The organism is Microbacterium sorbitolivorans (assembly GCF_003327285.1).
GTDB lineage: Bacteria > Actinomycetota > Actinomycetes > Actinomycetales > Microbacteriaceae > Microbacterium > Microbacterium sorbitolivorans.
The window spans coordinates 193,755-215,500 of sequence record NZ_KZ848474.1 but is presented as its reverse complement, the minus strand read 5'-3'; the positions used below and the strand labels follow the sequence as shown (position 1 = coordinate 215,500).

At 69.6% G+C, this 21,746-nt stretch carries 20 protein-coding genes; 15 read left to right on the top strand and 5 right to left on the bottom strand.

Going from position 1 to position 21,746, the window contains the following annotated elements; genetic code table 11:
• From DTO57_RS06680 to iolG, 6 genes are read left to right on the top strand one after another with little or no spacing between them, the layout of a single operon-like run.
• A complete protein-coding gene (locus tag DTO57_RS06680) occupies positions 1-918 on the top strand; it encodes a Cgl0159 family (beta/alpha)8-fold protein (RefSeq protein WP_114117455.1) in 918 nt (305 codons plus the stop codon).
• The gene (locus tag DTO57_RS06675) at positions 905-2,446 is read left to right on the top strand and encodes a CoA-acylating methylmalonate-semialdehyde dehydrogenase (RefSeq protein WP_114117454.1); all 1,542 of its coding nucleotides are present in this window, start codon (positions 905-907) and stop codon (positions 2,444-2,446) included. The genes DTO57_RS06680 and DTO57_RS06675 overlap by 14 nt, the downstream gene beginning before the upstream one ends.
• The gene (gene iolB, locus DTO57_RS06670; protein WP_114117453.1) at positions 2,446-3,366 is read left to right on the top strand and encodes a 5-deoxy-glucuronate isomerase; all 921 of its coding nucleotides are present in this window, start codon (positions 2,446-2,448) and stop codon (positions 3,364-3,366) included. Before DTO57_RS06675 ends, iolB begins: the two co-directional genes overlap by 1 nt.
• Positions 3,363-5,291 carry a 3D-(3,5/4)-trihydroxycyclohexane-1,2-dione acylhydrolase (decyclizing) gene (iolD, locus tag DTO57_RS06665; protein ID WP_114117452.1) on the top strand — a complete coding sequence of 643 codons (1,929 nt, stop codon included), beginning with the start codon at positions 3,363-3,365 and terminating at the stop codon, positions 5,289-5,291. The genes iolB and iolD overlap by 4 nt, the downstream gene beginning before the upstream one ends.
• A complete protein-coding gene (locus DTO57_RS06660; protein ID WP_114117451.1) occupies positions 5,288-6,205 on the top strand; it encodes a sugar phosphate isomerase/epimerase family protein in 918 nt (305 codons plus the stop codon). The genes iolD and DTO57_RS06660 overlap by 4 nt, the downstream gene beginning before the upstream one ends.
• A 20-nt stretch (positions 6,206-6,225) precedes the next feature.
• Entirely contained in the window at positions 6,226-7,236 is a 1,011-nt protein-coding gene (iolG, locus tag DTO57_RS06655) for an inositol 2-dehydrogenase (RefSeq protein ID WP_114117450.1), read from the top strand.
• A gap of 263 nt (positions 7,237-7,499) precedes the next feature.
• Here iolG and DTO57_RS06650 read toward each other — a convergent pair whose 3' ends face one another.
• From DTO57_RS06650 to DTO57_RS06630, 5 genes are read right to left on the bottom strand one after another with little or no spacing between them, the layout of a single operon-like run.
• Positions 7,500-8,495: a LacI family DNA-binding transcriptional regulator gene (locus DTO57_RS06650; RefSeq protein WP_114117449.1), complete on the bottom strand. Its 996-nt coding sequence runs from the start codon at positions 8,493-8,495 to the stop codon at positions 7,500-7,502.
• Between the two features lie 27 nt (positions 8,496-8,522).
• Positions 8,523-9,272 carry a triose-phosphate isomerase family protein gene (locus DTO57_RS06645; RefSeq protein WP_114117448.1) on the bottom strand — a complete coding sequence of 250 codons (750 nt, stop codon included), beginning with the start codon at positions 9,270-9,272 and terminating at the stop codon, positions 8,523-8,525.
• Complete coding sequence (locus DTO57_RS06640) at positions 9,272-9,742, bottom strand: ribose-5-phosphate isomerase (RefSeq protein WP_114117447.1); 471 nt, start codon at positions 9,740-9,742, stop codon at positions 9,272-9,274. Before DTO57_RS06640 ends, DTO57_RS06645 begins: the two co-directional genes overlap by 1 nt.
• Before the next feature lie 11 nt (positions 9,743-9,753).
• Complete coding sequence (locus tag DTO57_RS06635; RefSeq protein ID WP_114117446.1) at positions 9,754-11,469, bottom strand: dihydroxyacetone kinase family protein; 1,716 nt, start codon at positions 11,467-11,469, stop codon at positions 9,754-9,756.
• A 27-nt stretch (positions 11,470-11,496) separates the two neighbouring features.
• Positions 11,497-12,561, bottom strand: a complete 1,065-nt coding sequence (locus tag DTO57_RS06630) for an NAD(P)-dependent alcohol dehydrogenase (protein ID WP_114117445.1) — start codon at positions 12,559-12,561, stop codon at positions 11,497-11,499.
• Positions 12,562-12,738: 177 nt separating this feature from the next.
• On the opposite strand from DTO57_RS06630, the gene DTO57_RS06625 reads away from it, so the two are divergent.
• The 9 genes from DTO57_RS06625 to DTO57_RS06585 all read left to right on the top strand — a co-directional run bounded on the left by DTO57_RS06625 (position 12,739) and on the right by DTO57_RS06585 (position 21,666).
• Positions 12,739-13,773, top strand: coding sequence for a zinc-dependent alcohol dehydrogenase family protein (locus tag DTO57_RS06625; protein WP_229730454.1), 1,035 nt, complete (start codon positions 12,739-12,741; stop codon positions 13,771-13,773).
• Positions 13,770-14,426, top strand: a complete 657-nt coding sequence (locus tag DTO57_RS06620; protein WP_187346605.1) for a DUF2291 family protein — start codon at positions 13,770-13,772, stop codon at positions 14,424-14,426. The genes DTO57_RS06625 and DTO57_RS06620 overlap by 4 nt, the downstream gene beginning before the upstream one ends.
• A 5-nt stretch (positions 14,427-14,431) precedes the next feature.
• Positions 14,432-15,946 (top strand): sugar ABC transporter ATP-binding protein, encoded by a 1,515-nt coding sequence (locus DTO57_RS06615; RefSeq protein ID WP_114117444.1) that lies wholly within the window; start codon positions 14,432-14,434, stop codon positions 15,944-15,946.
• A 20-nt stretch (positions 15,947-15,966) separates the two neighbouring features.
• The gene (locus DTO57_RS06610; protein WP_114117443.1) at positions 15,967-17,115 is read left to right on the top strand and encodes an ABC transporter permease; all 1,149 of its coding nucleotides are present in this window, start codon (positions 15,967-15,969) and stop codon (positions 17,113-17,115) included.
• Between the two features lie 54 nt (positions 17,116-17,169).
• Positions 17,170-18,171 carry a D-ribose ABC transporter substrate-binding protein gene (locus DTO57_RS06605; protein ID WP_114117442.1) on the top strand — a complete coding sequence of 334 codons (1,002 nt, stop codon included), beginning with the start codon at positions 17,170-17,172 and terminating at the stop codon, positions 18,169-18,171.
• A 90-nt stretch (positions 18,172-18,261) separates the two neighbouring features.
• Positions 18,262-19,095 carry a DeoR/GlpR family DNA-binding transcription regulator gene (locus DTO57_RS06600; RefSeq protein WP_114117441.1) on the top strand — a complete coding sequence of 278 codons (834 nt, stop codon included), beginning with the start codon at positions 18,262-18,264 and terminating at the stop codon, positions 19,093-19,095.
• A gap of 91 nt (positions 19,096-19,186) precedes the next feature.
• The gene (locus DTO57_RS06595; protein WP_114117848.1) at positions 19,187-19,531 is read left to right on the top strand and encodes an L-rhamnose mutarotase; all 345 of its coding nucleotides are present in this window, start codon (positions 19,187-19,189) and stop codon (positions 19,529-19,531) included.
• A 50-nt stretch (positions 19,532-19,581) separates the two neighbouring features.
• Complete coding sequence (gene rhaI, locus DTO57_RS06590) at positions 19,582-20,745, top strand: L-rhamnose isomerase (protein WP_114117440.1); 1,164 nt, start codon at positions 19,582-19,584, stop codon at positions 20,743-20,745.
• Positions 20,746-20,904: 159 nt separating this feature from the next.
• Positions 20,905-21,666 carry a DeoR/GlpR family DNA-binding transcription regulator gene (locus tag DTO57_RS06585; protein WP_114117439.1) on the top strand — a complete coding sequence of 254 codons (762 nt, stop codon included), beginning with the start codon at positions 20,905-20,907 and terminating at the stop codon, positions 21,664-21,666.
• Positions 21,667-21,746 lie beyond the last annotated feature (80 nt).

Below are 21,746 nucleotides of genomic sequence, written 5' to 3'. Positions count from 1 at the left end.
ATGACGACGCTCGACTTCGACGAGCTTCGCCGGCTGCGCGCGGAGCGGCCGGAGGCCGTCCGCGAGGCGTACGAGAACCGGATCCGCCGGCCGCTCGTGCGCGACGACGGTCGCCTCTTCATCGTGGCCGCGGATCACCCCGCGCGCGGCGCCCTGGGCGTCGGCGACGAGGGTGACGCGATGGCCGACCGCTACCGCCTCCTCGAGCGCCTCGCGATCGCGCTCGAGAACCCCGGCGTCGACGGCGTTCTCGGAACGCCCGACATCCTCGACGACCTCGCCCTGCTGGGGCTACTCGACGACAAGGTGCTCGTCGGATCCATGAACCGCGGCGGCCTGCGCGGATCCACGTTCGAGATGGACGACCGCTTCACGGGCTTCGACGTGCCCGCGATGGCGGCGGCGGGCCTCGACTTCGCGAAGGTGCTGATCCGCCTCGACCTCGACGACCCGGCGACGGTTCGGACGATGGCCGAGGTCGCCCGCGCGGTCTCGGAGGCCGCGGCCGCCGAGCTGCCGATCATGCTCGAGCCCTTCATGAGTAGCCGCGTGAACGGCCGCGTCGTCAACGACCTCTCGACCGAGGCCGTCGTCACGTCCGTCGCGATCGCCTCGGGCCTCGGCGACAACAGCGCCTACTCGTGGATGAAGCTGCCCGTCGTGCCCGACATGGAGCGCGTGATGGCGGCGACCACGATGCCGACCCTGCTGCTGGGCGGCGACAATGGCGAAGACCAGGATGTGACGTTCGCGTCGTGGGAGGCCGCCCTCGCGCTGCCCGGCGTGCGCGGCCTCACGGTCGGCCGCACCCTGCTTTACCCCCGCGACGGCGACGTCGCATCGGCCGTCGACACGGCGGCCCGCCTCGTTCACACAGATATCCGCAACGAAGAGGGAGACCCCCATGAGCGCAGCTGATCAGACCACGCAGCCGGTGATCCCGCACTGGATCGACGGCGCCGAGCACGCGTCGACGAGCGGCCGCACGTCGCCCGTTTTCAACCCCGCGACCGGCGAGGTCACGGCCCAGGTCGCTCTCGCAGACGAGAACGAGATCGCCCTCGCGATCGCCTCGGCCGAGCGCGGCTTCCAGGTCTGGTCCGGCTACTCGGCCGCGAAGCGCCAGACGGTACTCTTCGCCTTCCGCGAGCTGCTGAACTCGCGCAAGCACGAGCTCGCCGAGATCATCACGGCCGAGCACGGCAAGGTCGTCTCCGACGCCCTCGGCGAGATCCTCCGCGGCCAGGAGGTCGTCGAGCTCGCGTGCGGCTTCCCGAGCCTCATCAAGGGCGCCTACTCCGAGTCGGTCTCGACGGGCGTCGACGTCTACTCGCTCAAGCAGCCCCTCGGCGTCGTGGGCATCATCAGCCCCTTCAACTTCCCGGCGATGGTGCCGATGTGGTTCTTCCCGATCGCGATCGCGGCCGGCAACGCCGTCGTGCTGAAGCCGAGCGAGAAGGATCCGTCGGCGGCCCTCTGGCTCGCCGCGCTCTGGAAGGAAGCCGGCCTGCCGGACGGCGCCTTCACGGTGTTGCAGGGCGACAAGGCCGCGGTCGACGGTCTGCTCGAGTCGCCCGTCGTCGAGTCGATCAGCTTCGTCGGATCGACGCCGATCGCCCAGTACATCTACGAGTCAGCCTCGCGCCACGGCAAGCGCGTTCAGGCGCTCGGCGGCGCGAAGAACCACATGCTCGTGCTTCCCGACGCCGACCTCGACGGCGTCGCCGACGCCGCCATCAACGCGGGCTTCGGCGCCGCGGGCGAGCGCTGCATGGCCGTCTCAGTCCTGCTCGCGGTCGAGCCCGTGGCCGACGAACTCATTGAGAAGATCCGCGAGCGCATCGGCCGTCTGCACGTCGGTAACGGCGCGGGCGTCGATGGCGTCGAGCCCGACATGGGCCCGCTGATCTCGGCGGCGCACCGCGACAAGGTGTCGCAGTACGTCGACATCGCCGAGGCCGACGGCGCCAACGTCGTCGTCGACGGCCGCGGCTTCTGCGTCGAGGGATCCGAGGACGGCTTCTTCTTCGGACCGACGCTGCTCGACCGCATCCCCACCGACAGCCGCGCCTACACCGAGGAGATCTTCGGCCCCGTGCTGTCGATCGTGCGCGTCGCGAGCTACGACGAGGGCCTGGCCCTCATCAACTCGGGCCAGTTCGGCAACGGCACCGCCATCTTCACGAACGACGGCGGAGCGGCCCGCCGCTTCCAGCACGAGGTGCAGGTCGGCATGGTCGGCATCAACGTGCCGATCCCCGTGCCCGTCGCCTACCACTCGTTCGGCGGCTGGAAGAAGTCGCTCTTCGGCGACGCCAAGGCCTACGGCGTGCACGGCTTCGACTTCTTCACCCGCGAGAAGGCGATCACGGCGCGCTGGCTCGACCCCGCGGCCCGCGGATCCGAGCAGGGCGGCATCAACCTCGGCTTCCCCCGGAACAACTAATGTCGGTCGGCGCGGATTCCACCTGGTTCCACCGTCGCGGCGCGCTCGCCGCGGACGGCTGGCAGAGCGTCGTCGACGACCGGACGCCGGGGTGGGAACACACCGGAATCCGCGTCGCCGAGATCGCGGACGGCGAGTCGCTCGAGCTGCCTGAGGGCGACGTCGAGCAGCTCATCGTCCCGCTCGCCGGATCCTTCACCGTCGCGCACGGCACGGTCGAGCAAGGCACAGGCGAGACCGCCCTCGCCGGGCGCGCCTCGGTCTTCTCCGGCCCGACCGACGTGCTGTACCTGCCGCCGCGCACCCGCGCGCGGATCCGGGGTGCGGGGCGCTTCGCGGTCGCGACGTCGCCGTCGACGGCCGACAAGCCCGTGCAGCACATCCCCGCATCGGCCGCGCCCGTCGAGCTGCGCGGCGGCGGTGCCTCGAGCCGCGAGGTGCACAACTTCGGCACCCCGGGAACGCTCGACGCCGACCGGCTGATCGTCTGCGAGGTCATCACACCCTCGTCGAACTGGTCGTCGTACCCGCCGCACAAGCACGACGAGCACGTGCCCGGATCCGAGACCCGGCTCGAAGAGATCTACTACTTCGAGTCGGCCCCGACCGCCGGTGCGGCGGCGGGGGAGGGCGCGAGCCCGTTCGGGCTCTTCAGCGCCTACTCCTCGCCCGCCGGCGAGATCGAGATCGACGCGATGGTGCGCACGGGCGACATCGCGCTGATCCCCTACGGTTATCACGGGCCCGCCGTCGCGGCGCCCGGATACGACCTCTACTACCTCAACGTGATGGCGGGTCCGGATCCGGAACGCGCCTGGCTGATCAGTGACGACCCCGCCCACGCGTGGGCGCGCGAATCGTGGCCGCGCGAGGGCATCGACCCGCGGCTGCCCCTGAACGACGAAGGACACAATCGATGACGATGACCAAGCGGATGACGGTGAGCCAGGCGCTCGTCGAATTCCTCGCCCGCCAGTGGACAGTCGACGGCGACGTGCGCGAGCGCACCATCCCCGGCGTGTTCGGCATCTTCGGCCACGGCAATGTCGCCGGCATCGGCCAGGCGCTGCGCCAGCTGAACGTGCACGAACCCGACCTCATGCCGTACCACCAGGCCCGCAACGAGCAGGCGATGGTACACCAGTCGGTCGGCTTCGCCCGGATCCACCGCCGCCGCGCGACCTTCGCATCGGCCGCGTCGGTCGGCCCCGGCGCGACCAACATGCTCACGGGCGCCGCGCTCGCGACGACCAACCGCCTGCCCGCCCTGCTCCTGCCGAGCGACACCTTCGCGACGCGGGTCGCGGATCCGGTGCTGCAGCAGCTCGAGCAGCCGTGGGACACGGGGCTGACGGTCAACGACGCGTTCCGCCCCGTCTCGCGGTTCTTCGACCGCGTGCAGCGGCCCGAGCAGCTGTTCTCGACGGCGCTCGCGGCGATGCGGGTGCTGACGGATCCGGTGGAGACCGGCGCCGTCACGATCGCCCTGCCGGAGGATGTGCAGGCCGAGACGCTCGACGTGCCGCTGTCGTTCCTTCAGGAGCGTGAGTGGCACGTGCGCCGCCCTGTTCCGGAGCGCCAGGCGCTCGAGCGCGCCCTCGCGGCGATCCGCTCGGCCGAGCGCCCCTTCATCGTCGCGGGCGGCGGCGTCATCTACTCCGGCGCGGAGGACGCGCTGCACGCGCTCGTCGAGGCCACCGGCATCCCGGTCGGCACGACGCAGGCCGGCGGCGGATCCCTGCCCTGGGACCACCCGCAGTACCTCGGCGCCGTCGGCGCGACCGGCACCGCGGCGGCGAACCGCCTGGCCTCCGAGGCCGACCTCGTCATCGGCATCGGCACCCGATACAGCGACTTCACGACCGCGTCGCGCACGGCATTCCAGAACCCCGGCGTGCGCTTCGTCAACATCAACGTCGCCTCGTTCGACGCCTACAAGCACGGCACGCAGGTGCCCGTCATCGCGGACGCGCGCGAGGCGATCGACGCGCTGATTGATGGGCTCTCGGGCGTGACCGTGCGTCCCGAGCTCGCCGAGCGCATCGCCCGCGAGAAGGCCGAGTGGGACGCGACGGTCGACGCCGCGTTCGCGCCCTCGGGCCTCGCCCGCCCGGGGCAGTCCGAGATCATCGGGGCCGTGCAGTCGGCGACGGATCCGAAGGACGTCATCGTGCAGGCCGCCGGATCCCTGCCGGGCGACCTCCACAAGCTGTGGCGCGTGCGGGATCCGCTGGGTTACCACGTCGAGTACGCGTTCTCGTGCATGGGCTACGAGATCGCGGGAGGCCTGGGCGTCAAGCGCGGCCTCGAGGCGCTGGGCGACGACCGCGACGTCGTCGTCATGGTGGGCGACGGCTCGTACCTGATGCTGAACTCGGAGCTGGTGACGGCGGTGGCCGAGGGGATTAAGATCATCGTGATCCTCATCCAGAACCACGGCTACGCCTCGATCGGGCACCTCTCCGAGACGGTCGGATCCGAGCGCTTCGGCACCGCATACCGCACGTACGACGCCGAGGCCCGCAACTTCCAGGGCGGCGACGTGCTGCCGATCGACCTCGCGATGAACGCGCGCAGCTACGGGCTCGACGTCATCGAGGTCGCCCCCGGATCCGACGCGATCGACCGCCTGAAGGAGGCCGTCGCGCAGGCGAAGGCGTCGGACAAGGCGACGTTCATCCACGTCGAGAGCGATCCGCTGCTGTACGCGCCCGACGGCGAGGGCTGGTGGGACGTTCCCGTGCCGGCGACGTCGACGCTCGAGTCGACGCAGCGCGCACGCGAGGCATACGAGCAGGAGCGCGCGGCGCAGCGGCCGCTCCTGGGTGATGAGGAGACCCGATGAAGGCAACCGTCGCGGGCGCGCCCGTGAGCTACGGCGTGTTCGAGATGACCCCGGAGGGCGCGACGACCGTCTCGGCCGACGACATGCTCGGATCCCTCGCCGACGCCGGCTACGGCGGCGTCGACCTCGGCCCCGTCGGCTTCCTCGGCCGCGGGCGCGAGCTGCGCGACCGCCTCGCCCACTTCGATCTCGAGCTCGCTGGCGGCTGGGTGCAGCTGCCGCTGTCGGAGGACGAGGCGTTCGAGGCGTCGCTGCCGTCGCTGTATGACGCGCTCCGCGTCTTCGCCGACGCGGCAGAGGCGGGCCCCGGCCGCCTGCCGCTCCCGACGCTCGCCGACGACGGATCCCTCGCTCGCCGCGCGAACCCCGGCCGCGGATCCGAGGTCGACTCCCTCGAACAGGGGGCGTGGGACCGGCTGATCGCCAACACCGAGCGGGCCGCCGAGATCGTGCGTTCCGCCGGATTTGAGCCGACGTTCCACCACCACGCCGGCACCTTCGTCGAGTCGCCCGACGAGATCGACCGCTTCCTCGCGGATGTCGGCGTCGACCTGACGCTCGACACGGGCCACCTGCTGATCGCGGGTGGGGATCCGGTCGACGCCGTTTCGCGCTGGGGGTCGCGGATCAATCACCTGCACCTCAAGGACGTCGACCGTGCCGAGCTCGCCCGCGTGCTCGCGACCGGCGGCGGCATGGCGGAGGTGTGGATGTCGGGCGCCTTCGTCGCGTTCGGCCAGGGCGACCTCGATCTCGAGAGCGTGATGACGACCGTGGAGGCGAACGGATTCGACGGCTGGGTCGTCGTCGAGCAGGACGTTCTGAACGCCCCCGACGTCGCGATCGACGCCTTCCGTGCGTCCCGCGGATCCGACCAGCAGACCAACCGCGCGGCGCTTCGCCGCTGGGCGTAACACTCAAGAAAAGGACAACTGTGACCTCGAACCCGCTGCGTATCGGCCTCATCGGAACCGGCCGAATCGGCCAGGTGCACGCCGCGAACATCGCCGCGAGCCCCGACGCCGAGCTCTCCTGGGTCGCCGACCCCTTCATCGACGGTGCCACTGGTGTCGCCGCGCGCTTCGGCGGGCGGGCGACGGCCGACGCCGAGGAGCTGTTCGCGGCGGACGACGTCGACGCCGTGCTCATCGCCTCCCCGACGCCCACGCACGTCGATCTCATCGAGAAGGCCATCGACCGCGGCCTGCCCGTGCTGTGCGAGAAGCCGATCGACCTCGACATCGCGCGCGTCGACGCGCTGCGGCCGAAGGTGGCGTCGCTCGGTGTTCCGGTCGCGCTCGGCTTCAACCGCCGCTTCGACCCCGCGTTCGCAGAGGTGCGCGCCCGCGTCGCCGCCGGCGAGATCGGCTCGCTCGAGCAGCTGACGATCATCAGTCGGGATCCGGCCGCGCCGCCCGCGGACTACGTCGCCGTGTCGGGAGGAATCTTCCGCGACATGACGATCCACGACTTCGACATGGCGCGGTTCTTCCTGCCCGACATCGTCTCGGTCTCGGCCACGGGCACCAACACCTTCGACCCCGGTGCGCGCGAGCACGGCGACTTCGACACCGCCGTCGTGACGCTGACGGCGTCGACCGGCGCGGTCGTGACGATCATCAACTCGCGCCACAGCGCCGTCGGCTACGACCAGCGGCTCGAGGCCTTCGGATCCGAGGGCAGCCTGCAGGTCGCCAACCGCTCGACGAGCCTCGTCAGCCACTCGTCGGCCGTGAGCGTGGAGTCGCGCGCGCCCTACGAGAACTTCTTCCTGCAGCGCTACGCCGAGGCATACGCCGATGAGCTGGCCAGCTTCATCGCGCTCGCCCGCGGCGGCGCCTCGGCGAGCTCGACGTTCGAAGACGGCCGCGCGGCCCTGATCCTCGCCGACGCCGCCCAGCGCTCGGCCACGGAGCGGGTGGCGGTCGAGGTCCCGCTCGGCTGACGGGGCCATGCCCGGGTGGCCCCGCCTCCGGGGTGATCCCACATCCCGCGAGGTCGCACTCTTTTCGTGAGGTCTCACTCTTTTCGTGAGGTCTCACTCTTTTCGCGAGATCTCACTGAATTCAGGGCGATCTCGGCGAAAGAGTGCGATCTCGCGGGGTGGGCTCAGAAAAGAGTGCGATCTCGCGGAGGTGCGCTCAGAAAAGAGTGCGATCTCGCGGGCGTGGGGCCCACACAAGCGTGGGGCCCACCCGGGGCGTGGGCTCAGCCGGCGGTGGAGGCGCGGACCACGAGCTCCGGCTCGAACTCGATTGTCTCGGGGGCGCGGGCCGGGTCGTCGATGAGGGCCTCGAGCACCTCGAGGGCGCGGGATCCGATGAGGCGCGCGGGCTGGCGGATCGAGCTCAGCGGCACCACCGTCGACGCCGCGAACGCGATGTCGTCGTAGCCGATGAGGGCGATGTCGTCGGGGATCTTGAGGTCGGCGATCATCACGAGCGCCTGCATCACGCCGACGGCGAGCAGGTCGTTCGCGGCGAAGATCGCGTCGGGCCGCTCGGCGCGCTCGACGAGCACGGATCCGGCCTCGCGCCCCGCGATCACGGTGAGCTGGTCGGTGGCGACGCGCTCGATCGTCGCGCCCGGCACTTCCGCGACGGCGCGCTGCGCGCCCGCGAAGCGGTCTTCGACCTGGCGGAGGGACCCGCCACCCACGAACGCGATGCGGCGTCGCCCCTGCCCGAGCAGGTGGGCGGCGGCGATGTACCCGCCGCGGACGTCGTCGACGGCGACGGACGAGAAATCGGATCCGGGTGCCGTGCGGTCGACCAGGACGACCGGGGTGCCGTGGTCGCGGAGGCGCTGCGCCGTCGCGAGCGCCTCGGAGACGGGGGAGAGGAGCACCCCGCGCACGCGCTGCTCCTCGAAGAGCGACAGGTATGCGTCTTCGCGGTCGGTGCGTTCGTCGCTATTGCCGAGCAGCACGGCGACGTCGCGATCGGCGGCGGCGTCTTCGGCGCCGCGGGCCACCTCGGTGAAGAACGGGTTGCCGGCGTCGAGCACGACGAGGCCCACGGTCGAGCTGCGGCCGGCGCGGAGCTGGCGTGCGGCGTCGTTGCGCACGTATCCGAGCTCATCGATCGCCGCGCGGACGCGCTCGACCGTCGCGTCGCTGACGGCGTCGGGCCTGTTGAGCACATTCGACACGGTGCCCACAGAGACACCCGCGCGCTGCGCGACTTCGCGGATACTGACCGACACGGAACCTCCTGAACGCCTGGAGTGATCCTACTGGTACGCCAGCTCCGCGGCCTCGTCGATCACCTCGATGAGGGCGTCGGGATCGTGCGCGAATCGCCCCAGGAAGACGCCGTCGACGGCGTCGCCGAGCCGCGTCAGCAACCCGGGCTTCGCGGCGCCCCCATAAATCACGGCGGATCCGGGGCGCCCGTCGAGCGCGGACCGGAGCGCCCCCGCGACGACGCGCACGTGGTCGTCGCCCGCGGGCTCCGGTGCCCCGATCGCCCACACGGGCTCGTAGGCGACGATGACGGATCCGTCGGGCGCGCCCGCGAGGGAGGCCTCGAGTTGCTCGACGGCAACCGAGGCGGCGTCGGCCGGTGAGTGCCGAGCGGTCTCGCCGATGCAGATCAGCGGCTCGATCCCGGCCTCGAGCGACCGCGCCACCTTCCGCGCCACGTCCGCGTCGGTCTCGCCGAAGAGGCGGCGCCGCTCGGCGTGCCCGATCTCGGCGAGACCCGCGCCGACCTCGGCCAGCTCGAGCGCGGATACCTCGCCCGTGAAGGCGCCCTCGGCCTCGGCCGCGACGTCCTGCCCGCCGACCCGCACGCGGGTTCCCGCGAAGGCCGATACCGCGGCCGGCACCTGAAGGAACGTGGGGGTGACGAACACCTCGACCGCGCCGCCGGCAACAGCCGCGTGCCCCGAGACGCGCGAGGCGACCTGGCCGAACCAGTCGGTCGCCCGCGCGTGCCCGAAGTACATTTTGAGGCTGATGCCGACGATGCGCCGAGACATTAGCAGCTGCCGGTGGTCTCGTATTCGGTCAGCACGGCGACCTTGCCCGCCGACGCCGAGCTCTCATCGAAGCGGTAGGTGAGCCACTCGCGCACGAGGCGACGCGCGAGCTCGATGCCGATCACGCGCTGCCCCATGCAGAGCACCTGCGCGTTGTTCGACAAGACGGCGCGCTCGACCGAGAAGCTGTCGTGCGCGGTCGCGGCGCGGATCCCGGCCACCTTGTTCGCGGAAATCGCGACTCCGAGCCCGGTGCCGCAGAAGAGGAGGGCGCGGTCGGCCTCGCCGCGCGCGACCCGCTCGGCGGCCTCGATCGCGACGGCGGGGTAGGGGGTGTGCCCGTCGGAGCCCACTCCCACATCCACGACGCTCGCGACGCCGTCGCTCGCCTCGAGGTCCTTCTTGAGGATCTCCTTGTAGTCGAATCCGGCGTCATCCGAGCCGATGACGATGCGAAGCTGGTCGGTCATTGTCGTGCCTTTCACTGAGCGGTGGAGAGGAGCGCCTGCGCGAGCAGGGCGAGGGAGTGGGCACCCGGATCCGGGATCCCGAGGGCCTTTTCGTGGTGCGCCCGCGCGCGCCCCATCTGCGGGAGCATGTCGGACGTCGCGGCGGCCGCGGCGGTCGCCGCATCTGCGGCGGCGCGCCAAGCGTCACCAACGGATCCGCCGGAGGCAACCCGCGCCGAGAAGGTCTCGACGAGCGGGTTCAGCGAGTCGACGAGCGTCTTGTCGCCCGGCACGGCGCCGAAGGCGGCAACGCGTTCCTTCGCGGCCTCGAGCCCCTGCGCGAGCGCCGAGGCCGAGGGGACCCCGGCATCGCCGAGATGTCCCGAGACGGCGGCGAGGATCGCGCCCCAGATCGCGCCGGACGTGCCTCCGGCCTTGTCCGACCACGCGTCGGCGGCGCGGGCGAGCGTCGTCGCCGCTCCCGCGCCCCGCGAGGCCGCGTCGCGCGCCGCGGCCTGCGCCGCGTGGATCCCCCGCTGCATGCCGATGCCGTGGTCGCCGTCTCCCGCGATCGCATCGAGGCGGCCGAGCTCGTCGACGTTCTCGTCGATCGTGGTGCGCCAGACGTCGAACGCGTCGGCGATCGTCTTGGCGATGGCTCGGGAGGCGTCGTCGGCGTCGCCGATCACGTCCTCGCCCGCGACCTCGTCTGCGGAGGCGAGCACGAGCTGCGAGGCGTCGACGGATCCGCGCCGATAGGCTGGCGTGTCGACGCCCGTGTCCCAGAGGTCTTCGAGCTCGTCGTCGAGCCAGAGCAAGGTGAGCGAGGTTCCCGCCATGTCGAAGGACGTGCAGTACTCGCCGACGTGCGGGTCGACCGCGGTGATGCCTTCTTCGGAGAGTAGCTGCGCGATGCGGCGATAGACGACGAACATCTCCTCGTACTTCAGCGATCCGAGGCCGTTGAGCACGGGCACGACGCGCGCGCCCCTCGCCGAAGTAACGTCGGCGGGGAGCTCGTCGAGCAGGCGCGCGACGAGCATCTCGGCGAGGCCATCGGCGGTCGGGATCGCGGCATCGCCGAGGCCCGGCTCGCCGTGGATCCCGAGCCCGATCGCCATGTGGCCTTCCTTGACCTCGAAGAGCGGCTCATCCGCGCCAGGAAGCGAGCAGCCCGAGAAGGCGACGCCGAAGGAGCGCGTGCGGTCGTTCGCGCGGCGCGCGAGGCGGGTGACCTCGTCGAGGTTCAGGCCCCGCTCGGCGGCGGCGCCCGCGATCCGGAAGACGGTGAGGTCGCCCGCGATGCCGCGGCGCTTGTGGATCTCGTCCTTCCCGGCCGACGAGACGTCGTCGGTGACGGCGACCGTCTGGCAGGGGATCCCCGCCGCGCGCAGCTGCTCCTGTGCGGCGTCAAAGTTGAGCACATCGCCGGCGTAGTTGCCGTAGCTGAGGAAGACCCCGCCACCGTTCTCGGCCGCGCGCGCAACCGAGAGCACCTGTTGCGTCGAGGGCGAGGCAAAGAGGTTGCCCATCGCTGCACCATGCGCGAGCCCCGGGCCGACGAGGCCGCCGAAGGCGGGGTAGTGGCCGGATCCGCCGCCGGTCACGAACGCGACCTGTCCCTCCGGCGTCTGCGTCGACCGGGCGACTCCGCCCGTCACGCGGCGCACGTATCGACCGTTGGCCGCGACGAAGCCGTCGATCATCTCGTCCGCGAAATCGGCGGGGTCATTCCACAAGCGGGTCATCGTTGAGTCCGTTCTGCGTTCAATGGGTCAGCTATTGGGCGTGACGATCGACTTGATGGTCGTCGGATCCGACGTCGACTCGAGCGCGTCGACGACGCGATCGAGCCCGAAGCGGCCCGTCACCATGCGGTCGAGGTCGACGCGGCCGGCCGCCACGAGGGCGATCGCGGCGGGCCACGTGTTGGCGTAGCGGAAGACGCCGGTGATCGTCAGCTCGAGGTTCTGGATGTAGGAGATCGGCAGCGCCAGCTCGTCGATGCCCATGCCGACGAGCACGACGCGCCCGCCGGGGCGCACGGAACGGATGCCGCCGAGCACCGCGGGCGCGGCGCCCGACGCGTCGATGAACGCGTCGACGGACCGGTCGAGATCCGCGGATCCGCCGGCCGCCGGATCCACGACGCGGGTCGCGCCGAAGCTCAGCGCCGTCTCGCGGCGCGCCTCGGCGAGGTCGGAGACGATGATGTCGGTCGCGCCGAACGCGCGGGCCACCTGGGCGGTGACGATGCCGATCGGGCCGGCGCCGGCGATGAGCACGCGCGACCCCGGCTGGATCCCCGCCTTGCGGCAGGTCGCGATGGCGACCGAGAGCGGCTCCATGAGGGCCGCGGCCTCGTCGCTGACGCTGTCGGGGATCGAGAACGCGAAGTGGCTCTGGATCGTGACGTACTGCTGGAACGCGCCGTCGGTGCCCGGCACCGCGTAGAACTGCATGTCGGGGTCGAGGTTGTACTCGCCGCGCAGCGTCTCGGCCGAGGCGTGCGAGGGATGCTGGGGCTCGATCGACACGCGCTCGCCGATGCGCGCCGGGTCGACGTCGGCGCCCACGGCGACGATCACGCCGCCCGACTCGTGGCCGAGCACGAGGGGCTCGTCGACGCTCCAGTCGCCGAGGTGGCCGTCGTGGAAGAAGTGCACGTCGCTTCCGCACACGCCGACCGACGTGACGCGGACGAGAACCTCGTCGGCCGCCGGATCCGGAACCGGCCGCTCCTGGATCCGCACGTCGCGCGCGGCGTGTAACACCGCCGCGCGCTGCGTGGTCGGGAGGGCGTCGGAAGCCGGAGGGCTCGCGGGCGCGCTGTTGCTCATGGGACGATCTCCTTCGATGTCACGAACATAACGTTGAATCTAACGTAATCTGTGTTCTAATGTAGATCAAGGTAACACCACGAATGATCGTCTCAGCGAGGCGAGTGGTGAGATCGGGCGAAGATCGCCCAGAGGCGCGGGCCAAGGATGGCCCGATGTCGGATGCGAACAGGAGCAATGATGCGCGCAGTCGCTTTTCAGCAGCAAGGGGTGCTGTCACTCGAGGAACGGGAGAAGCCCCGTCCCGGCTACAAGGAGATCCTGATCGAGACGGCCGCGGTCGGAATCTGCGGCACGGACACCCACGTCTTCGACGGCGAGTTCGAGGGCACGATCTTCCCGCTCGTGCCCGGCCACGAGGCCACGGGCACGATCGTCGAGCTCGGCGAGGGCGTCAACGACGGCGTCTTCGACTTCCACGTCGGCGACAAGGTCGCCGTCAACCCGAGCACCACCTGCGGTGAGTGCGAGCAGTGCCTGAACGGGCACCAGAACCTCTGCCCGAAGTGGAACGGGCTCGGCGTCGTCGCCTCCGATGGCGCGTCGCAGCAGTTCTTCACGGCGCCCTCGACGAACGTCTACAAGCTCAGGCCCGAGACCGACATCTACGAGGCCGCGCTCATCGAGCCGCTCGCCTGCGCGATCCGCGGGTGGGATGTGCTGCCCCGCCGCATGGGCGACCACGTGCTCGTCTACGGCGCCGGAACGATGGGCCTGTTGATGGCCCAGCTCGCCCACCGCGCGGGCGCCGCGAGCGTCACGATCGTCGACCTCAACGCCGAGCGATTGAAGACCGCGGAGGAGTGCGGCATCGAGCTGCGGTACACCTCGGCCGACGACGCCGACCGCGAGAAGTGGGACGTTGTGATCGACTGCACCGGCAACATCCGGGCGATCGAAGACGCGCTGACCCGCGTGAAGCCGGCCGGTTTCTTCCAGGACTTCGGCGTCGCGCCCGCAGACCGCACCGCGCAGTTCTCGCCTTTCCGCATCTACCGCGACGAGATCTCGATCGTCGGCACGATGGCGGTGCTCAACTCGTTCGGCCGCGCGGTCGAGATGTTCGAGGCCGGCGCCATCAACGCGCGGGCGATGATCAGCCACTCGTTCACGCTCGACGACTACGAGCAGGCGCTCGAGATGTTCCGCCGGGGCGACGGTCGCAAGCTGCAGATCCGCCCCAACGACACCGAATCGCGGGTCTTGCTGTGAGCGCAGTCGCAGAGGCGCGGCCGCGCCGTGGCCTGGGCACCGGAGCCAAGCGCGGGATCCTCATCGGCGTGATCGTCGTCGTCATCGCGTTCATCGCGCTGGGGACGCGCGTCGTCCCGTACGGATCCGAGGTCGCCGGCGCCGAGCAGGCATTCGACCCCGCCGTGTACGGCCCCGAGAAGTTCCCCGAGGTGCGCGACGCGGTCGTCGAGCGCGCCGTGGAGGCCGACGTGCTCGCGGCGGCGATCGCCGACGACAAGGACGCGGCGAGCGCCGAATACGGTGTGCCCAGCTCCGGCGGCACCGTCTTCAGCGTCACGATGACGGGCACCTTCGGCGAGGGCGCGTCGAGCATCTACGCGTTCGACGTCGACGGGCTCCCCGATGGCCTCAGCATCCGCGTGCAGACCGGCCCCGCGATCAACGGCACCGAGCTGCGCGACGCGACCGGCGACATCACGTTTGGCGAGTTCACGAACCAGATCGACTACCAAAACGCCGCGGCCTCGATCAACGACGCCATGAAGGCCGAGGTCCTCGAGGGGCTCGACACGAGCGCGCTCGAGGGCACGACCGCGACGATCACCGGCGCGTTCACGCTCATCAACCCCGAGGCCTGGCTCGTGACACCCGTCTCGGTCGAGGAGGGCTGAGCGACATGACCACCACGGACAACGTCGTCCTCGAGGCTCGCGACATCGTGAAGAACTACGGTGGCACGCGCGCGCTCAAGGGCGTCAATTTCGAGATTCGTGCCGGCACCGTCACGACGCTCTTCGGCGAGAACGGCGCGGGCAAGTCGACGCTCATGAAGATCCTCTCCGGCGTCGAGCAGCCCACCTCGGGTCAGATCCTGCTGGGTGGCGAGCCCGTCGCCTTCGGCTCGACGACCGACGCCGCCGACAACGGCATCTCGATCATTCACCAGGAGCTGAGCCTCGCGCCTAACCTCACGGTGCGCGACAACATCTTCATGGGCCGCGAGATCATGGGCCGCTTCGGCGGGGTCGACTACGCGGAGGAGACCCGGCAGACGCGGGCGCTCCTGAAGGAGATGAAGCTCCCCATCGAGCCCGACACCTTCGTGTCCGACCTCCGTGTGGGCCAGCAGCAGATCATCGAGATCGCGCGCGCCCTCTCGGTCAACTCGCGGATCCTGATCATGGACGAGCCGACGTCCGCGCTCGCCGCGGCCGAGGTCGAGACCCTCTTCGGCATCGTGCGCGACCTGCTCTCGCGCGGCGTCGCGATCGTCTATATCTCGCACCACCTCGAGGAGGCGCTCGAGATCACCGACCACGCGGTCGTGCTGCGAGACGGCAACATGACGGCCCGCGCCGAACGCGCCGACATCGACCTCGCCTGGATCGTGCGCAACATGGTCGGCGAGAACTTCGACCTCGGGTCTCCTCCCGAGGGCTACGAGTTCGGCGAGCCGGTGCTGAGCGTCGACGGCCTGATGGTTCTCGACCCCGAGAACCCCGAGCGCGCCGTGGTCAACGGCGTCAACCTCGACGTGCGCGCCGGCGAGATCGTCTGTATCTACGGCCTCATGGGGGCCGGTCGCACCGAGCTGCTCGAGGCCATCGCGGGGCGCGAGCGCGTCGAGAGCGGCGAGATCCTGCTCGAGGGCGAGTCGATCCTCGGCGACTCGATCGCGACGCGCATCGAGAAGGGCGTCGGCCTCGTTCCCGAGGACCGCCAGCGCGACGGCCTCGTGCAGACCTTCTCTGTGGGGCGCAACCTCACCCTGGCAAGCCTCGAACAGAGCATGTCGGGATGGGCGATCTCGGCCAAGAAGGAGAAGCAGCGGGCGCGCGAGCTCATCACCGCCGTCACGGTGAAGACGCCGGGACCGGAGCTCAACATCGGCGGCCTCTCCGGCGGAAACCAGCAGAAGGTCGTGATCGGCAAGATCGTCGCGACGGATCCGCGGTTGATCCTGCTCGACGAGCCGAGCCGCGGAATCGACGTCGGCGCCAAGGCCGAGGTGTTCCGGCTCCTCGCCGACCGCGCGCGCACCGGCGTCGGCGTCGTGTACACCACGAGCGAGGTCGGCGAGTGCCTCAGCATCGCCCATCGCATCATCGTGATGAGCCGCGGGCAGATCTCGGCCGAGTTTGGGCCGGACGCCACCAAGGACATGATCATGGCCGCCTCGGGCGAAGCCTGACCTCTGAGATCGGATCGACAATGACGACGACAACAACTACCGCGATCATCGAGAACCGGAAGCGGTTCTCCATCGCGAAGCTGCTCCTCGAGGGTCGCGCGTTCCTCGCGCTCGTGCTGATCATCGTGGTGTTCTCCCTGCTCTCGCCGAACTACCTCACGTGGAACAACGTGCTGATCATGGCCAGCCACGTCGCGATCTACGCGCTGCTCGGCATGGGCATGCTGCTCGTGATCCTCAACGGCGGCATCGACCTCTCGGTCGGATCCACCCTCGCGTTCTCGGCGGTGATCGCCGGCTTCCTGTTGCGGGGCGTGCCGATCGATATCTTCGGCGTGACGCTCTACCCGAGCGTGCCGGTCACGGTGCTGATCTCGTGCGGCGTCGGGGCCCTGGTGGGCCTCGTCAACGGCATACTCGTGGCGAAGTTCAAGATCGCGCCGTTCGTCGCGACGCTCGGCATGCTCTACGCCGTGCGCGGCTTCGCGCTGCTCATGACGGGCGGCCTGACGATCAACAAGATGTCGGGGAGCGAGGAGCTCGGCAACACCGGCTTCGACTGGCTGGGCTTCAACCGCATCCTGGGGATCCCGGTCGGCGTGCTCGTGATGATCGCGGTGGCACTCGTGCTCGGCGCGGTTCTCGGCCGCGCGAAGTTCGGCCGCTGGCTGTACGCGGCCGGTGGCAACGAGCGCGCCGCGGAGCTGAGCGGCGTGCCCACCTCGCGCGTGAAGATCTGGGTCTACGTGATCTCGGGCCTGACGGCCGCGATCGCCGGCCTCGTGCTGGCCTCGACCCTGACGAGCGCCGACCCCAACGCGGGCAGCACCTACGAGCTCACCGCGATCGCGGCCGTCGTGATCGGCGGCGCGGCCCTCACGGGTGGCCGAGGAAACGTCCGCGGCACGCTGCTGGGCGCCTTCGTCATCGGCTTCCTCTCCGACGGCCTCGTGATCATCGGCGTCTCGGCCTACTGGCAGATGGTGTTCATGGGCGCGGTGATCGTGGTCGCCGTGATGCTCAACACGCTGCAGTACGGCCGCCGCCGGCGCCCGGCCCCCGACAAGAAGTCCGACAAGACCCCCGACAAGACCCCTGACACGACACCCGGCGAGACGAGCAACAGCGCTCAGACCGCCACGACCGGCGCGGGCTCCTCGGAAGCCTAAGCGGGTCACCCGGCACCGATGACCGTTGCCGGGCCACTGAGAAAGGACAATCACATGTTTCGGAAGAAGACTCTTGGCGCGATGATCGCGGCGGGCGCGCTCGTGATCGGTCTCGCCGGCTGCTCCTCGGACAGCACGGGTACCGACGCGACGACGCCGAGCGATGGTGGCGGCAGCGGCGAGGCCGGCGGCCTGATCACGATCATCGTCAACGACCCCGCCAACCCGTACTGGAAGACCGAGGGCGACCTCGCGCAGGCAAAGGCCGAGGAGCTGGGCTACGAGGCGACCGTCGGCGCGCACCGCGGTGACACCAACACCGAGAACACGCTCATCGACACCGCGATCGCGAACGACTCGGTCGCGATCATCCTCGACCCCGCAAACGCCGACGGATCCATCGGCGCGGTGAAGAAGGCCGACGAGGCCGGCATCCCCGTGTTCCTCGTCAACGCCGAGATCAACGAGGCGGGCCTCGCGAAGGCGCAGCTCGTGTCGAACAACGCCCAGGGCGCGGCGCTCGGCGCGCAGGAATACGTCGCCCAGATGGGCGAGGAGGGCACCTACGTCGAGCTGTTCGGTGCGCCGAGCGACAACAACGCGCAGACGCGCTCGAACGGTTTCAGCACCGTGATCTCGCAGTACCCCGACCTCGTGAAGGTCGGCGAGGAGGTCGCGAACTGGGACCGCACCGAGGGCCACGACAAGGCGCAGGCGCTGATGCAGGCCAATCCCGACATCAAGGGCGTGCTCGCCGGCAACGACGAGATGGCCCTCGGCGCGATCGCCGCGCTGAAGGAGGCCGGTAAGCTCGATGGCGTCGTCGTCGGAGGTTTCGATGGCGCGCCGGACGCCGTCGAGGCAGTGCGTAACGGCGAGATGGCCTACACCGTTCTCCAGCCCGTTGCCCAGTTCTCTGAGACGGCCGTAGAGCTTGCCGACGAGTTCATCCGCACGGGGGAGGCGCCCGAGACGGAGAAGCAGGCGATTGACTGCATCCTTATCACCGCCGACAACGTCGACAACATGGTGTCGCCCTTCGTATACGAGGAGTGACACCGGGCGGATTCATCGAGCGCAAAACAACAACGTGGTGCGGGGCGGGCGGGATACGCCCGCCCCGCACCATCGTGTAGAGAAGAGAAGATGATGGGCAAGGAAGACACGGTCGTGGGCGACGAGTCGGCGACGTCGCGCCTCACCCGGCAGAACGATCGGCGTAACGCGATCACGGAGGCCGTGATGGCGGCCGGATCCATCAGGATCGCAGATCTCGCGGAGCGGTTCGGCACCAGCACGATGACGGTGCACCGCGACCTCGACGAGCTCGAGTCGCGCGGCCTGCTGCGGAAGGATCGCGGCATCGCGACGGCCCTGTCGACCGGCCTCGTCGAGTCGAGCGACGTGTATCGCGCGAGCCGCGAGCTCTCCGAGAAGCGGGCGATCGCGCTGGCGGCCCTCGAATTCATCGAGCCGGGACAGTCGATCATGCTCGACGATTCGACCACCGTGCTCCATCTCGTGCCGCACCTGCACGAGCGGCGGCCGTTGACCGTCATCACCAACACCCTGACGGTCATGAACGAGCTGCGCTCGGTCACGGGCGTGACGCTCCTGGGCCTCGGCGGCCAGTACTACAACTGGTGCAGCGCCTATATGGGCCGCCTCACGACCGAGACGATCTCGCACCTGCGCGCCGACGTTCTCGTGATGTCGACCTCGGCGATCACCGACGGCGTCGCGTTCCACCAGACGATGGAGACCGTCGACGTGAAACGCGCGATGTTCGACGCGGCGAGCACGCGGATCCTCTTGGCGGACCACACGAAGTTCGACAAGCGGGCGCTCCACGCGATGCAGCCGCTCGCCGATTTCGACGCCGTCATCGTCGACGCGGGCACCGACAAGGCGCATATCGCGGAGATGCGCCGGCGCGGGATCAACGTCGTGATCGCGCCGCGCACGCGCGCGGCGAGCTGACGCGCGCTCGCCGCGAAAACGGATCCGGCATCCGACTTGATCTGCGCGCCCCACTGTGCGCATAATGAAACGATTCAGAAAGAGGGTGACGATGCCACAGCGCATTGCCTTCCGGCTCTACGTGAAGCCGGACATGCTCGACGAGTACATGCGCCGCCACGACCCGGTCTGGCCCGAGATGCTCGAGGAAATCGCCGCGAGCGGCCGTCGCAACTACTCGATCTTCCATGTGGGCGGCGGCGAACTCGTCGGCTTCTACGAGACCGACGATGACGCGGCGTCTCAGGCCTACCTCGCGAAGAGCGAGGTCGCAGCGAAGTGGGAGGCCGACATGGGCCGCTTCTTCGTCGCACAGGAGGGTCGGGCGGATCAGAACGCCGAGATCTTCCCCGAGGTGTTCAACCTCGAAGCGCAGCTCGCTGCCGCACGCTCCTAAACCAATTGGCACCGCGACCGACGAGGGTCGCACAACAGAAAGGCTCAACCATGGGCATCCTTTCGCAGGACATCCTCGACCAGCTCGAGAAGCAGGCCATCGAACTCCCGTCGTGGGCGTTCGGTAACTCCGGCACCCGCTTCAAGGTCTTCGGCACCCCCGGCACCCCGCGCGACCCGTTCGAGAAGATCTCGGACGCCGCCCAGGTGCACAAGTACACGGGCCTCGCCCCGACCGTCGCGCTGCACATTCCGTGGGACATGTCGAACTTCTCGGACCTGCGCAAGCACGCCGAGGACGAGGGCGTCGAGCTCGGCACGATCAACTCGAACACGTTCCAGGACGACGACTACAAGTTCGGCGCGCTGACGCACGAGGATGCGACGATCCGCAACAAGGCGATCGACCACCACCTCGCCTGCATCGACGTCATGGATGAGACCGGCTCGCGCGACCTCAAGATCTGGCTCGCCGAGGGCTCGAACTACCCGGGCCAGGCCGACATGCGCGGCCGCCAGGACCGCCTGCAGGAGTCGCTCCAGAAGATCTACGCCCGCCTGGGTGACGACCAGCGCCTCGTGCTCGAGTACAAGTTCTTCGAGCCCTCGTTCTACCACACCGACGTTCCGGACTGGGGCACCAGCTACGCCCAGGTCTCTGCCCTCGGCGACAAGGCCCTCGTCTGCCTCGACACCGGCCACCACGCGCCCGGCACGAACATCGAGTTCATCGTCATGCAGCTGCTGCGCCTCGGCAAGCTCGGCTCGTTCGACTTCAACAGCCGCTTCTACGCCGACGACGACCTCATCGTCGGTGCGGCCGACCCGTTCCAGCTGTTCCGCATCATCTTCGAGGTCGTCCGCGGTGGCGGCCTCAATAACCCCGATGTGCAGTTCATGCTCGACCAGTGCCACAACGTCGAGGACAAGATCCCCGGTCAGATGCGCTCGGTCCTGAACGTCCAGGAGATGACCGCCCGCGCGCTCCTCGTCGACACCGAGAAGCTCCGCGCCGCGCAGGTCTCCGGTGACGTGCTCGCCGCCAACCAGGTGTTCATGGACGCCTTCTACACCGACGTGCGCCCCGCGCTCGCCGAGTGGCGCGAGAGCCGCGGCCTCGCCGCCGACCCGATGGCCGCCTTCGCCGCCTCGGGTTACCTCGAGAAGATCGCCGCAGACCGCGTCGGTGGCCAGCAGGCCAGCTGGGGTGCGTAAAGCGCATGCGGTAACGCAGAAGGGCGGATCCAGTGGATCCGCCCTTTCGCGTTTCGCAACCGAAGGCGTTCCGACGCGCGGGAAAGCGACGGGCCGCTTTGCGTCCTGTCACGCACCCCGGCTCGGGGATTCCGCGCGCCGCGCGATACGGTGCAGGGTATGTCGACAACGAGTTCCGTGCACGGAGAACAGCGCAAGAAGGCGCTTGTGGAGATGCTCGAGAGCGCGGGCAGCGTGCAGCTCGCGGAGGCCGCGGCGGCCCTCGGGGTCTCCGAGATGACGATTCGTCGCGACCTCGATGGACTCGAGCAGGAGGGGCTCGCGCGCCGCGTGCGCGGCGGCGCCACCAGGGCGGTTGGACCCCGCCCGTTCGGCGAGCGCATGGCGCAGCGCCGCCAGGCGAAGGCGCGGATCGCGCAGAAAGTGCTCGACCTCGTTCCCGCCCACGGGGCGATCGCGCTCGACGCGTCGACGACCGCGGGCGTGCTCGCGGAGCAGCTCGGCCAGCACGACGACCTCGTCGTTGTGACGAACTCGTGGGAGAACTTCGGCGCGCTCCGGCGCGCGGGCGTCACGCGGGCGACGCTCACGGGCGGTCAGGCCGACGAGCTGACGGGCAGCCTCGTCGGGCCGATGGCCTGCCGCTTCGCCTCCGAGGCGCGGTACTCGATGCTGTTCGCGAGCGGCGCGGGAATCGACGTCGAGCACGGTGCGAGCGACGTGTCGCTCGAGGAGGCGCAGGTCAAGCGCGAGTTCGCCCGCGGATCCGAGCGCGTGATCATGCTGGTCGACTCGACGAAGCTCGGCCGCCCCGGAATGGCGCGCGGAATCGACTGGGGCGACGTCGAGTTGCTCGTGACTGAGCTGGATCCGACCGATCCGCTGCTGGATCCGTATCGGGGCATCGTCGAGATTCGTTAACCCGATGTTGCGCTCCGCGTTAGAAGATGTGAGAATTACAACAAGTAACATCACGGGTGACGCACTGTCGCTGTCGCCCA